The following is a 14028-nucleotide window of genomic DNA, read 5'->3' as shown; positions in this document are numbered from 1 at the left end:
TCTCCGCTCATCGCCGGCCGAGCGAGGCGAGCACCCATTCGGGTACCCGCAAATCGCCGTCCTGCGCCCATGGCACCGAGCGGAGTTCCGCCCGGCCGTTGACGCCGAGCTTCCGGTACACACTGGTCAGGTGCATCTCGACGGTGCGTATCGTGACGAACAGCGATTGTGCGATCGCCTGGTTGCTCATCCCCGATGTGGCGAGACCGGCGATCTTCCGCTCGGTCCTGGTCAATATGTCCACCATCGAGGAAGTGATCTCCGGCATCCGCCCGCCGGCGTCGATGAGCGACCGCCGGGCGGCCTTGGCGAGGGCCAGCGCACCACAGCGCCGCGCCAGGTCGGCCGCGGCACGGAGATGCCTGCGTGCCGCGTTCTGGTCGCCGATCGCGAGGAACGCCCGTCCGAGCAGGTGTTCGGCTCTGGCGTGCTCTCCTCGGGCAGGCGAGCGGGACAGCATCTCGACCGATTCGGTGAGGAGGTCGACGCTCGCTCCGCCTGAGGCGCTCACTCCACGGGCCAGGGCCGCGAGTCCGAGCGTACGGGCGGTCCTCCAGCGGCGCGCCACCTCGGTTCCGCGTTCAGCGACCTGCCCGGCCTCATCTCTGCGGTCCATCTCCGCGAGCAGACAGGCCGTGTCGGCCCACCAGGGAAGGAACACCGGGTTGACGGAGCCCGTCTCGTCGATCGACTCGGCACACGCGGTCAGCAGGCGAAGCGCACCGTCTTGGTCGCCGAGCGCCCGCCGGGCACGCGCCTGGACCATCAGGAACCATGGGTGACCCCAGACCGATCTGTCCAGGGCGAGCGGCTCGATCTGGGCGAGCAGCGTCTCCGCGTGCTCCGGTTCATCACGGTCGATCAGCAGGCCCGCCAGGGTGATCCGGGTCGTCCGCGAGCTCTTGCCCTGCGGCTGCGTATCGGCGATCTTGACTGCCAGACGGGCGTCGGCCATCGCATCGGGGATCATGCCGAGGCCGTACAGCACGCTCGCACGGCTGGACAGCGCGAGCGCGTAGGTGTGCACGGCACCTTTTTCCTCCGCGTACCGCAGCACGCCGTCGAATGCGCCCAGCGACTCCTCGACCTCGTCGGCGAAGCTGAGAACCAGCGCCGAGACGATCTGAGGCCAACCGGCCAGGGTGTCTTCGGGGAGGAGCAGCGCCTGGCGGGCCTGTTCGACCGCCTCCTCCGCCGAGCAGTCTCCCGTCACTGTCAGCAGAGATGTCACCGCGAGCAGCCGGTGTCGCTCCAGGGTGTGACCCGACAGGTTGCCTATCCGATCGATATGCTCCCGGAGCGAGGCCATCGTCGACCGCTCGGCGGACCCGGTGAGGAACAACGCCGATTCGGCAAGGGTGCGCAGCTCCTGGTCGACATCGGCGGAACCGGACCCCAGCGCGAGGTCCAGGTCGTCCAGGACCTCGATGAGCACCGGAACGGCGGCCGCCGACTGGTCCACGGCGATGCAGGCCATGGCGAACTCCACGGCCGCCTCCGCCCGCGTCCGCACATCGGGGGTCAGCGTGAGGCCCTCCTTGATCAGCAAGGTGGCCTCGGACGGGTCGGTCTCGACGAGCAACCGGGCGAGATGGACGCGTACCGGCACGTCGCCCGGCTCCGCCTCCAGCAGGTGGCGCAGGTAGCGCGCCGCTGCCGCGGGCGCGCCCTCACGCTCTGCCAGGCAGGCCGCGTCGCGCAGCATCGAGACCATCCATGGCCGAGTGCCGTAGGGCATCCGGATCAGCTGTTCGGCGACCTTGTCAGCGGGCCGGCCGGCGTCGCTGAGCAGTATCGCGGCCGTGTTCCGCAGGTTGGCCTGCCCGTGGGCGCCGATCGTCTGGAGCACCGCCGAGCGCACCACGTCGTGAACCAGATCGGATCGGTCGCGCGCCACCAAGCCTGCGCGGCGCAGCACCGCCACGGCGCTTCCGGTGAGTACGTCGGGCACACGGGCCAGCGCGCCGACCAGGTCGGCGGACTCCTCACCGAGGACCGCGACCGCCCTGGCCACATCCCGGACATGATCCGGCAGATGACCGAGCACCTCCCGCACCGACGCCGCCACCACTGCCCGGCCGATCTCGACGACCCTCCCCTCGTCCTCATCGGGCCGCACGCCGGCCGTACGCAGCGCGCGCAGCAGCCGGGTGAGCACGAGCGGATGCCCGCCGGACATGGCCGCGACGGTCCGGGTGAAGGACGGCTCGACGGGCCCGGGAAGGACCCTTCCCACCATCTCCGCGACCTCCGTGGCGGTGAAAGAGGCGAGGGCGATGGTCGTGACCGGGTGGCGGGCGGCGATCTCGGTCGCGGTGCCGGAAGCGACCAGGCGGGTCTCAGTGCGCTGGGCCAGCACCACCAGCAGCGGCAGCTCGGACGCCCGGCGGAGCAGGAAGTCCAGCCACCGCAGTGACTGCTCGTCGCACCATTGGACGTCGTCCAGCACGAGGACCAGAGGACCGTCGGCCATGAGGTTCGCCGCGAGCACGTGCAGCGCGTACAGGACGGGATGGGTCGGGGCGGGCGGCTGCTCGCCGGGCGTCCCGGGAAGGAGTGCGGGGAGGGCGTGCTGAGCGCCCCGGAACAGCGGGGACGCCGGTGCCCGATCAGCTGCGGGGACGACGGGGCGAAACAGCTCTTGTACGGTGCTCCAGGCAGTGCCGACCTGAGCGGGACGACACGATGCGTCCAGGGTCGTCATGCCCCGGCAGGCGTCTCCGGCCAGGAACGCGCGCAGCAGACTCGTCTTCCCGATGCCTGCGCTACCGGTCAGGTGGACCAGCCTGGGACGTCCGGCACGGGCGGCCGCGGCGTGTGCGCCCAGCGACTCCAGTTCGGTGGTCCGGTCGATGAAGGTGTCCTGTGAAAGGGAAACGTCGTCCACCATGGCCCGCTCCTCGTGACGTGAAGCGTGCGATCGAGCAACGGCCGGAGCCGGCTTCTCCGGCAAAGGGCCGCTACGGTACAAGATCAAGCTATCCGGGCAAAACGCGTTCGGGTTGCTTTTCGTCACTTGAGTTCGCAGTTCTATCACCATCAGGGGTGAGCGCGCACCTCGGGCAGTACGGCGATCATGCCAGAAGTACGGCGGCCATCGGGTCGGCACCCCAGCGAGCCGGAGGCTCGACCATCAGGTTCCCGCGCCGCAGGAAGCGGTGCGAGGCGCCGGTCGCGGTGGTCTTCGTGCTTGTGGGGCTGCGCGGGCGTGTGTCAGGAAGGGCTGCCGTGACCATGAAGTCACCATGCTGTACCGCGATCCAGGACACCATCGGTCAAAAGGTCGATACATCACAAAAGCCCAGCCGATGCCGATCCGCCGCAAAGCATCGGAACGGTCCCATGCGGTTGGTCCCATGCCGTTGATTTGCGGCCGGAAGGTCAGAGCGACGAGCCGATGATCCCGACCGCCCAGGCCCATGCGGCGATCTCCACGCGGTTGCGGACCTTGAGCCGCTTGTGGATGCTCTCGAGATGCGTCTTGACCGTCGACAACGAGAGGTTGAGCTCGGCGGAGATCTCCTGGTTGGTACGACCGATCGCCACCAGCCGCGCGACCTCCGTCTCGCGCGTGGTCAGCTGGTCGTCCGGCTGGGCGCCGCCTCTGCGCGGTGCCGGCTGTTGGATGCCCAGATGCTGGAGCAGGCGTACTGTGACGGCAGGTGAGACGAGCGCGTCGCCGCGGGCAGCGGCGCGGATGGCCTCGACGAGCAGACCGCGGCCCGAATGTTTCAGCAGGAACCCGCACGCACCGTTGCGCAGCGCCCGGTACACGTAGTCGTCCTGGTCGAAGGTGGTCACGACCACCACCCGCATGGGGTCCGCCACGTCGGGACCGGCGAGGATCCGGGTCACCTCCAGGCCGTCCAGCTTCGGCATCTGGATGTCCACCAGGCACACGTCCGGACGCAGCCGCCGGGCCAGCTCGACGCACTCCACACCGTCGGCGGCTTCGCCGACGGTCTCGATGCCGGGCTCCGCGTCGAGGATCAGCCGGAGTCCGGTGCGGACCATCTCCACGTCGTCGGCGATGAGAACGCTTGTGGTCGAGTCGCTCACGCGTCCGATGGTGTCACAAGCACGGCCGGAAAGATCCCGGCCACGCGCCAGCCGCCGTCGGCCGCCGCGCCGGCGAGAAGCTCGCCGCCGACCCCCGTCACGCGCTCACGCATGCCCACCAGACCGAAGCCTCCGCCGCCGGTGGCCAGAACCCTGGGGCGCTCGACCGGCGCCTTGTTGCTCACCTCGACGCACAGCCGGCCCCTTCGCACGGTGACGGAAACGGTCACCGGGGCGCCGGGCGCGTGGCGGCGCGCATTCGTCAAGGCCTCCAGGATCATGCGCTGGATGGCCAGTTGGACTTCTGACGTGAGCAGCGCCCGGCGGGCCGGCGCGGTGACCCGCAAGGTGGCGCCGGGGTCGTCCGATCTGGAGAAGTCGGCGACCAACTCGGTCAAGCGGGCGACGAACTGGTCGGGTTGAACAGGTGGGGGCGTCTCCTCGCGGAGCAGGGATACCAAGTGGTGCATGGATTCCAGCGTTTCCACGCCGGCCCGCTCGATGTTCTCCAGGATCCCGTCGAGCTGTTCGGGGGCGGTCTCGCGGATCGCGCGGGCCGCCTGTGCCTGGATCACCATCGCGCTCGTGTGGTGCGAGACGAAGTCGTGCAGCTCGCGGGCGAGTTCCAGTCGTTCGTTGTGGCGCGCGGCCGCGATCGCCGCGGTCCTGCGGCCGTCGAGCATCCGGAGGTACAACCCGAATCCGATCGCCGCGCTGGCGAGCAACCCGGAAAAGGTGGCGCCGTCGTAGACGTCGTGCGGCTCGACCGCCTCCCTGACGGATAGGGCGGCCAGGGCGACGCAGAGCGCGGCGCACAGCGCGACGACGGCGGCCGGCCGTGGCACCCGGTAGATCACGCGCACGAGAAGGACCAGCAGGCAGCTCATCTCCAGCATGCTCGCCCATGCCGGGTGGGTCAGGCCCAGAGCCGTGGTCAGCAGCAGGGAGCCGCCGGCGGTGATGCCGGTGGACCACTCCAGAGCCCCTCGCCGGAAGCTCAACCAGAGCAGCAGGGCCGCGACGGGCCCGGAGATGAGCGGGGGGAACGGAAGGTGATCAAAGTGCCCGGCATGCCGATACATCTCCAGGTCGTACAGCCCACTCAGACCGAGGCCCACACACAGCAGGCAGCGGGTGAGCCAGGCGCGATACTCCATCCCGCGAGATTACGCCTTCGAAGCCCCTCGGGTTCCGCCACTCGCGTCCCTCAGACGCCCCGCCCTCCGCTGCATGCCTCGGTTGTGCCGAGGCCGTGACGATCGCCTGCTTCGCGCCTGTGCTTCGAGCGGGGATGATCGACGCCGAGGCCTCTTTCGATGCCGTGTGCCCTGATCTCGGTCACCTCCGGCCTGTTGGGTCCGTGGCTCCGGTGTCAGGCCCCATCATGCGGCTGGGACTTCGCCGTCGCCGCAGCCCCACCCGGCGGACGTGGACGGCCGCGAACCGGCGGGGACCGCTGAGGCGTTTCGGCCACGGGCACCGTCAGCGGGTCAGGGTCCGGGGGCGGTTCCACCAGAGGGAGAGGGACAGGGCCGCGGTGATGAGGATGGCGCCGCCGGCGGCGAAGGCGGCGGCGGTGTCGATCCGTTGGTTGACGACGGTGAAGCTGCTGGGGAGAGCGTCGAGGGCGCTGTGGAGCTGGTCGGCGTTCTCGGCGCGGTGGTGGGAGCCGCCGGTGGTCTGGGCTATCCGTTTGAGCGCGGGCTCGTCGATCATTCGGATGTTGCGGCCGCTGTCGAATCTGCCGCGGCCGCCTCCGCCCCAGCCGCCGAAGCCGCCGTCGAACTGTGAGTTGTCGCAGACCATCGGGGCCGGATTCGTGGTGCCGAAGCCGATGGTGAAGACGCGGACGCGGCGCAGGGCTGCTTGCTGGGCGGCGGTCTGCGGGTCGACGCCCTGGGTGTTGGCGCCGTCGGTGAGCACGATGATCGCGGCGCCGGCGTAGCCTTCGCCGCCGTTGCCGGGGTTCGCCCCGGTGGGTGCGACCGACGGGTCGACCTCCGCGATGGCGTCGATCGAGGTGAGCATGGCCTGCCCGATCGCGGTGCCGCGGGCCACGGTGAGGTTGTCCAGCGCCTCGATCAGCGAGTCGGTGTCGTCGGTGGGAGGGACGAGCAGACCCGCGGTGCCCGCGAAGGTGACCAGGCCGATGCGCGGCCCGCCCCGCTGCGACTCGATGAACTCCGCGGCGGCCTTCTTCGCGGCGGTGATGCGGTTGGGGTCGACGTCCGTGGAGCACATGGAGCCGGAGGTGTCGAGCGCGAGCAGGATCGTCGACGACGTCATCGGCACCGGCACCGACGCCTGCGGTCGCGCGGCCCCGACCACGAGGAGCGCGAGCCCGGCTATGAACAGTGCCGCGGGGATCTTCCGCGTCCAGCGCGTACGGCCGGGCAGGGCGCTCCGTACGAGCGCGATCGAGGTGACGCGCACGGCGGCCCGCCGGCGGCGGCGGCGCGCCCACTCTCGGATGGCGAAGATCAGCGGGATGATCAGGACTGACAGCAGCGCCCACGGCCATGAGAACACCATTCAGATCACCCGTCCAGACCGGAGCACGGTGAGCGCAGCTCCTGCGGTGAGCAGCGCGAGGGCGAGCCCGATCAGCCCGCCGGCGAGGGGCAGCGGCTCGTCGGAGACGGTGAGCCGCAGATCGATCGTGTCGGCGATCCCGCCGAGCCGTGCGGCGTCGGATGCGGGGTGGTAGGCGCCGCCGGTGGTCTGCGCGATCAAGGTGAGGGTTTCCTCCTCGAGCGAGGTCTGCAGCTGGTAGCCGTCGACCTTCACCGTGGCCCCTGCCGTGGTGCCGACACCGACGGTGTGGATGTGGACGCCCGCCCGCTGGGCCAGGGTGGCGGCCCGTTCGACGTCCCCGCTCGTGTTCTGGCCGTCGGAGAACATCACGATCGTCGCCGACGGCCAGTAGCCGATGTCGGGCGCGATGCCGTCGCGGCCGACGGCCACCGGCTTGCCGGTGATCGCCGACAGCGAGGCCGTGATGGCCGTCCCCAGTGAGGTGCCGCCGGTGATCTTCAGCCGGTCGATGGCCGCGAGCGCGATGGAGTGGTCGGCGTCGGGCCGTGCGGCGGTGAGCCCGCCCCGCTCGAACGCGACGACGCCGATGTCGACGCTGTCGGGCTGCGCCGCCACGAACGCGCGGGCAGCCCGCTGCGCGGCCGCCAGCCGGGTGGGCGCGACGTCGTCGGCACCCATGCTGTTGGAGACGTCGATGGCGAGGATGACGGTGCCCGCGGTCCGCGGGACCGGCACCATGGCCGCCGGTCCGGCGGTGGCGATCGCGAGTACGGCGACGCCGGCGATCGTCAGGCCGGTTCCGAGGTACGCCCGGCGGCCGCCCGGCACGGCGACCCCGGCCGCGGCGAGCGCTGCCGTCCGGCGGCGCGCCGAGACGACGGCCGCCCAGGCGAGCGCCGCCGTGACGAGCAGTCCGACGGCCAGCAGCAGCGGAGAGGACAGGGTCATGAGACCTCCTGCGTCGGCCTCATGACCAAGGTGCTGTGTTTGTCGATGACCTCGACAAGCTCGGTGCTGTGTTTATCGATGACCTCGACAAGCTCGGTCATATCGACCGGTCCCGGGTTCGGGCGACGACCTCGACGAGCGCCTCGGCAAGATCGCGGTCGGTGTCGATGCGGTGGACAGGCACCCCGGCCCGGCGCATGCCCGCCGTGAGCCGGGCGTCGCGGGCGTCGACGGCGGCGCGGAAGCGGACCCGCAACAGCGGGTCGGCGGAGTCGACGACGAGCTGCTCGCCGGTCTCGGCGTCCTCGACCACGATCAGCCCGGCTTCCGGCAGCACGTCGTCGGCGGTGTCCACGATCCGCAGGGCGACTACCTCGTGCCGCCGGACCAGGCGCTGGAGCGAGCGCTCCCAGTCGCCGTCGCCGATGAAGTCCGACAACACGACGATGAGTGCGCGGCGGCGCGCGAGCCGTCCGGCCGCATCGAGCATCTCCGCCAGGTCGGTGGTGGAGCCACCGCGCGCCTCGGTGCGTTCCACCTCGGCGCCGATCCGCAGCGCGTGCCGCCGGGAGGTGCCAGGCGGCACGACGCGCAGCATCCCGGTGTCGAACAGCAGGGCGCCGACGCGGTTGCCGCTCCGGCCGAACATCCGAGCCAGGACGAGCGCGAGCTCGGCGAGCACGTCGTGCTTGCCGCGTCCCGGCCGGCCGGCCGTCATCGACGCCGACCGGTCGAGCACGAGCCACACCGTCAGCTCGCGGTCCTCGGTGAACACTCGCAGGTGCGGCGCGTCCAGCCGTGCGGTCACGTTCCAGTCGATGTGACGGGCGTCGTCGCCGTCGCTGTAGGCGCGCAGCCCGGTGAAGTCGATCCCGGAGCCGCGGTGCGTGGTGCGGTGGGCGCCCTGGAGCCGGCCGTCGAGCCTGCGGACGACCTTCCACTCCAGGCGGAGCAGGAGCCTTTCGGGGGCGGTGGCCATGGCTCAGCGGTTCTGCAGGACGACGTCGGGTGCCCGGACCGCCCCGAGCACCCTGGTGATGATCGTGTCGGCGTCGACGTCGTCCGCGAGGGCCTCGTAGGACAACACGAGCCGGTGGCGCAGCACGTCGAGCGCGAGCTCGGACAGGTCGTGCGGCAGGACGTAGTCGCGGCCGCGCAGGAACGCCAGCGCCCGGGCGCCCGTGACGAGCGCGATGGACGCCCGCGGGCTCGCCCCGTAGGTGACATACCGTTCCAATTCGCCGAGCCCGGCCGTCGCGGGGGAACGTGTCACGGCGACCAGCCGTACCGCGTAGTCGACGATCGCCGGATCGACGTACACCTTCTGAGCGCGGACCCGCATCTCGATCAGGTCCCCGGCCGTCACCATCGGCTGTGGCGGCTCGGGCGGACGCATCGCCCGTTGGACGATCGCCTGCTCTTCGGCCTGCGTCGGATAGTCGACGATCACCTTCATCATGAAACGGTCGACCTGCGCTTCCGGCAGCGGGTAGGTGCCCTCCGACTCGATCGGGTTCTCCGTCGCCATGACCAGGAACGGCTCGGGCACCCGGAACGTCTCACGGCCGATCGTCACCTGATGCTCCTGCATCACTTCCAGCAAGGCGCTCTGCACCTTGGCGGGGGCGCGGTTGATCTCGTCGGCCAGCAGCAGGTTCGCGAACACCGGGCCGAGCTCGGTCCGGAACTCCCCGGAGTGCTGGTGGTAGATCCGCGTGCCCACGAGGTCGGCGGGCACCAGATCGGGGGTGAACTGGACGCGCTGGAAACTCCCGGCGATCGCGGCGGCCAGCGACCGCACCGCGAGCGTCTTCGCCAGGCCCGGCACGCCCTCGACGAGCAGGTGGCCGTCGGCGATCAGCGCGACGGCCATACGCTCCAGCAGGACGTCCTGGCCGACGATCGTGCGTTTGACCTCGAACAGCACATGTTCGAGCGGATGAGCCGACTCGGGGGGCTTCGTCGAGGTCATGGTGTCCCTTCTCGTGACACTTCGATCAGATCTGCGGCCCGTCACCCGGCGGGCCGTCACCTTCGTCGCCGCCCAGGGCCGCGCCGATCGGCACCGCGAACGCGATGCCGGCGAACGCCTCGTCGCCTCCCGGGTCGGCGATCGAGACGACGATCCCGATGACCAGGCCGCGAGCGTCCAGGAGGGGACCCCCGGAGCTGCCCGGGTTGACGGAGGCGTCGAACTGGATGAGCCCGCTCAGGTCGCCGTCTTCGGCGCTCCGGTTCAGGCCCGACACAACGCCGGTGGAGACGCTGTAGGTCAGGCCCAGCGGATTGCCGATCGCCACGACGGGCGCGCCCACGGCCACGCCGCCGCCGAGCGTCGCCGGGACGACGATCTCCGGCAGCTCCGCGGGCTTGAGGGTCGCGACGTCGCGCCGGGGATTCGACGACAGGACAACGGCCTTCGTCTTGGTGCCGTCAGCGAACGTCACCGTGACGTCCTTGGTGCCTTTGACGACGTGGTACGCCGTCAGAATCGTCCCGTCCTCGGCCGCGATCACCCCGGTTCCGAGCGACTTCCCGGCCTGGATGACCGCCACCGACGGCCCGACCCTCTTGAAGACCTCGGGCACCGTGAGCGTCGCACTGGGCGTCGGCGTCGCGCTCGGCCTGGGCGCGGCCCCTTCGCCGTTCCCGCCGCTGCTTCCCACCCAGTACGCCAGCACCGCCACGACGACAAGTGCGACGCCCCCGACGACAAACCGCCGAGCCCTCCCGGCCACGGCTCCCTGAGCCTCGGCCGCACCAGCCTCCTGCGGCGCGCGCTCCATCCCACCACGGTATAAAACTCAGCGAAAAATGCCGTAAAGCCCCACCTAAGAACTCCATGAGAAGCGCCCCGCAGCCCAACGTACGCAGCACGGAGACGAGGATGGCGGCGCCGACTGCTCTGTCTGAGCCGGTGGAGCTTGCACCTTTAGGTAAGCCGGCCTAGCTGGGCACCTTCCTGCGGTGTGCAGCAATCGCCGCCCCGAGGGCGAGGGCGGCATATGCGCAGGTCACGGCCAACCCTGCCCATGGCGGGAGCGGGTAATAGCTCCCGAGCAGTGACATGTTCACGTCCACATGCGCGAACGTGGGGACGCTCTGCGTGATCGCGAACCCGGCGGCAGGGGTGATCACCAGCAGCCATGGCGCCAAACCCGCGGTCGCCAGCAGGTAGGGCACGACGACCAGCCCGATGGCCAGCCCGATGGCGACGACGGCCCGCTGGACCAGCGCGGCGAGGCCCAGAGCCAGTACTGCGGCTGCCGCGGTGAGAGCCGCGTAGCCGATGATCACCCGCAGCTCGGTACCCAGGGTGATCGGCTGGATCGGGTTCTGATTGGCACGCAACATCGCCAGGCCGACGGGGACCACGACCCCCGAGGTCACCAGCCCCGCCACGAACGCGACCGCGCCGACCACCGCGGCCTTGGCCGCCAGCAGCCGCGCTGGATGCGGCTCGGCCGGCAGACCGGTCCCGATCAGCCCCCGCCGGTGTTCCGCGGTGAAGAACATGACCGCCGCCACGAGCACCGGGATCAGCCCCACGACCCCGCCGATCAGCATGAGGTCAGCGCGCAGACCGCCACCCACCGTGGCGGGCCCGATGTCACCGACCCCGGTCACGAGGAGCTTGTCGCCGGACTCGACGACCCCGCCGGGGTGATGCGGGGTCTTGCCGTCGGACTCCATGACGACGCCGACGTCGTCACGCCGCCACGAACCGTTCGCGCCCTGCAGCTTGATCTGGTCGAAGGTGGCGGTGACCTGGGCGAAGGCTTGCGCCATCTCCCACAAGACGCCTGGCGAGGCGGCGAACAGCCCGATCTCGACCGTCTCCGGCAGCCCGGTCAACTTGACCGTGCTGACCTCGGTCCACCTCTTGCCGTCGTCTGACTCGTAGCCGGTGATGGTGTCGCCCGACCTGGTCAGCCGCAGCCACTGCGGGCCATTGTGAGGACCGCCGGGCACGTCGTGGATGTAGTTGTGCTGCATCCGCACGCCGTGGGCTCCGGTGAGCATGACGGCGGCATACGGCGTGCCCTGCTTGAGGCTCGGCCTGACCAGGAGTCCGGCCTTCGCCCACGGCACCACCCCCTCCTCGACCTTGCGCACCCCGGGTACGACATCCGGCAGCCGGATCTGCCCGGTCATGTCCGACACGCGGGCGGTGATGCTGCCGTTCCCCTTGAGCGGCTGGTGCACGAAGTAGTACCTGTCGTTCACCGCCGTACCATCGGGACCCACCAAAGGCGCGGGGCAGGGACCCTCGCCCTTCCCGGTCACGCAGGCGCTGTGGGCACCCCCGGCGATCAGCAGTCCGAGCGACACGGTGACCAGCACGGAGGCCGCCATGGCGAGCACCCAGCCCCGCACGGTGCGGAACTTGGTCCACTCCGCGCGCAGCACCTGGGGGAAACCGTCCTGCTCGACCCGTTGGCTGGATCGGTGAGGCGTGAATGGATTCATGCCGACGGTTGTACGAGGCACCCGGTTCCAGCACGGTCGCAGCCGCTGCGACCCGGCTGAGACCTGGGATCTGCCATCGTTGACGCATGACACCTCGGCCCCGCGCCCGTACGACCACCGGCGGTGAGTGGCGGTGAGGGTCCTCGTCGTCGAGGACTTCGAGGTCCTCGCCCGCTCCATCGGAACCGGGCTGCGCCGCGAGGGCATGGCCGTCGACGTCGTCCTGGACGGAACCGCCGCCCTCGAGCGCCTGGCCGTCACCCGCTACGACGTGGTGATCCTCGACCGCGACCTGCCCGGCGTCCACGGGGACGAGATCTGCCGGCGACTCGCCCACGGCCGCTGCGAGACCCGCGTCCTGATGCTCACCGCCTCCGGCACGATCGAGGACCGCGTCGACGGGCTCAGCCTCGGCGCCGACGACTACCTGCCCAAGCCGTTCGCGTTCGCCGAACTGGTCGCCCGCGTCCGTGCACTGGCCCGCCGCGCCACCCCGCCGCTGCCGCCCACCCTGGCATGCGGGGACATCACCCTCGACCCGGCCCGCCGCACCGCGTTCCGGGCCGGCCGGCGCCTTGAGCTGAGCCCCAAGGAGTTCGCCCTGCTCGAATGCCTGCTCGCCGCGCCCGGCCTGGTCATCTCCGCCGAGGAACTGCTCGAACGCGTCTGGGACGAGGCCGCCGACCCCTTCAGCAGCGCCGTCAAGCACACCATGCATCGGTTGCGGGCCAAGCTCGGCGACCCGCCCGTGATCGAGACCATCCGCGAAGGCGGCTACCGCATCGGATCGCCATGACCTCCCAGCGGCTGGCCAGAAGGTCTCTGCAGACGCGGCTCGGGCTCGCCTACGCGGCGGGCATCTACGCCGCCGGGGTCTTCGTGCTCGTACTCGTCGCCGTCCCGCTCGCCAGCATCAACGCGGCCATCCCCAAAGACCGCCCCACATCGAGCACGATCACCGAAACCGGGCCCGGGATCAGCCTGCCCCAACTCCTCACGGGATCCGCCGTCGCCCTGGTCATCCTGATTCCCGTCGCCCTGGCTCTCGGCTGGTACGTCGCCGGCCGGTTCCTGCACCCGCTGCGCGCCATCACCGCCACCGCCCAAATCATCTCCGCCGGAAACCTCCACCAGCGCCTCGACCTCGGCGAGCCCACGGACGAGCTGACCGAACTCGGCCACACCCTCGACGGCCTGTTCGCCCGCCTTCAAGCCTCCTTCGACGCCCAACGACACTTCGTCGCCAACGCCTCCCACGAGCTGCGCACCCCTCTCGCCGGCCTGCGCACCCTCCTCGAGGTCACCCTCGCCGACCCCGATGCCGACACCGACACCCTGCGCTCGGCCTGCCAGGAGGCCCTCGCTCTCGGCGGACACCAGGAGAGGCTCGTCCACGCACTGCTCGCCCTGGCCACCAGCGAGCGCGGCGTCACCCGCTGGGACACCTTCGACCTCGCCCACGTCGTCGAAGGAGTGCTCGCCTCCCGCCGCGACCAAGCAACGGAGACAGGCATCGACCTCGCCGGACACCTGACGCCCTCAGTGACGGCCGGGGACCCGAGACTGATCGAAAGCCTCGTCGCCAACCTCATCGACAACGCCATCCGCCACAACCACCCAGACGGGCACGTAAAGGTCACCACTGAGGCCTCCGGCACGCAGGCGACCCTGACGGTCACCAACACCGGGCCGGTCATCCCCGACAACCAGATCCAGCGCCTCTTTCAACCCTTCCAGAAACTGGCGCCCGAACGTCAGGGCCGCCGCGACGGCTACGGTCTCGGCCTCGCCATCGTCCATGCCGTCACCCAAGCTCACCATGCCACCCTCACCGCCGCCGCACGCCCCGAAGGCGGCCTGTCCATCACCGTGCGGTTCGCGTACGGATCCGAACCTTCCCTGACGTCAGGGAACGACCACGCGGGGACTCGCGACCGAGGCCGGAGCGCATCATCCGGCTGAAGGACCCCTCGACGGTCCACCGTCGCGGCAGCCGCGGCCACCGAAACCACGGAC

At 70.5% G+C, this 14028-nt stretch carries 11 protein-coding genes; 2 read left to right on the top strand and 9 right to left on the bottom strand.

Features of this window, described 5'->3' with window-relative positions:
- Positions 1-7 precede the first annotated feature (7 nt).
- The 9 genes from ACIBX3_RS34945 to ACIBX3_RS34905 all read right to left on the bottom strand — a co-directional run bounded on the left by ACIBX3_RS34945 (position 8) and on the right by ACIBX3_RS34905 (position 12012).
- A complete protein-coding gene (locus ACIBX3_RS34945) occupies positions 8-2890 on the bottom strand; it encodes an AAA family ATPase (RefSeq protein WP_397124617.1) in 2883 nt (960 codons plus the stop codon).
- A 491-nt stretch (positions 2891-3381) separates the two neighbouring features.
- A complete protein-coding gene (locus ACIBX3_RS34940; RefSeq protein WP_397124615.1) occupies positions 3382-4059 on the bottom strand; it encodes a response regulator in 678 nt (225 codons plus the stop codon).
- A complete protein-coding gene (locus ACIBX3_RS34935) occupies positions 4056-5216 on the bottom strand; it encodes a sensor histidine kinase (protein ID WP_397124613.1) in 1161 nt (386 codons plus the stop codon). The genes ACIBX3_RS34940 and ACIBX3_RS34935 overlap by 4 nt, the downstream gene beginning before the upstream one ends.
- 325 nt (positions 5217-5541) lie before the next feature.
- On the bottom strand, positions 5542-6591 hold the full coding sequence (locus tag ACIBX3_RS34930) for a VWA domain-containing protein (protein ID WP_397124611.1): 1050 nt from the start codon (positions 6589-6591) through the stop codon (positions 5542-5544).
- Positions 6592-7542: a VWA domain-containing protein gene (locus tag ACIBX3_RS34925; RefSeq protein ID WP_397124609.1), complete on the bottom strand. Its 951-nt coding sequence runs from the start codon at positions 7540-7542 to the stop codon at positions 6592-6594.
- A 97-nt stretch (positions 7543-7639) separates the two neighbouring features.
- A complete protein-coding gene (locus ACIBX3_RS34920; RefSeq protein WP_397124607.1) occupies positions 7640-8521 on the bottom strand; it encodes a DUF58 domain-containing protein in 882 nt (293 codons plus the stop codon).
- Positions 8522-8524: 3 nt separating this feature from the next.
- Complete coding sequence (locus tag ACIBX3_RS34915; RefSeq protein WP_397124605.1) at positions 8525-9514, bottom strand: AAA family ATPase; 990 nt, start codon at positions 9512-9514, stop codon at positions 8525-8527.
- Between the two features lie 25 nt (positions 9515-9539).
- Positions 9540-10328: a S1C family serine protease gene (locus ACIBX3_RS34910; protein ID WP_397124603.1), complete on the bottom strand. Its 789-nt coding sequence runs from the start codon at positions 10326-10328 to the stop codon at positions 9540-9542.
- A gap of 160 nt (positions 10329-10488) precedes the next feature.
- Complete coding sequence (locus ACIBX3_RS34905) at positions 10489-12012, bottom strand: hypothetical protein (RefSeq protein WP_397124601.1); 1524 nt, start codon at positions 12010-12012, stop codon at positions 10489-10491.
- 133 nt (positions 12013-12145) lie between these two features.
- Here ACIBX3_RS34905 and ACIBX3_RS34900 point away from each other — a divergent pair, with 133 nt between their 5' ends.
- Together ACIBX3_RS34900 and ACIBX3_RS34895 are read left to right on the top strand one after the other, a co-directional pair.
- The gene (locus ACIBX3_RS34900; protein ID WP_397124599.1) at positions 12146-12808 is read left to right on the top strand and encodes a response regulator transcription factor; all 663 of its coding nucleotides are present in this window, start codon (positions 12146-12148) and stop codon (positions 12806-12808) included.
- Positions 12805-13974 carry a sensor histidine kinase gene (locus tag ACIBX3_RS34895; protein ID WP_397124597.1) on the top strand — a complete coding sequence of 390 codons (1170 nt, stop codon included), beginning with the start codon at positions 12805-12807 and terminating at the stop codon, positions 13972-13974. Before ACIBX3_RS34900 ends, ACIBX3_RS34895 begins: the two co-directional genes overlap by 4 nt.
- Positions 13975-14028: the final 54 nt, after the last annotated feature.

The sequence above is a fragment of the Nonomuraea sp. NPDC049480 genome (assembly GCF_044465905.1).
GTDB lineage: Bacteria > Actinomycetota > Actinomycetes > Streptosporangiales > Streptosporangiaceae > Nonomuraea.
Note: the sequence above shows the minus strand (reverse complement) of the source record. Positions and strands in the feature narration are given on the sequence as shown.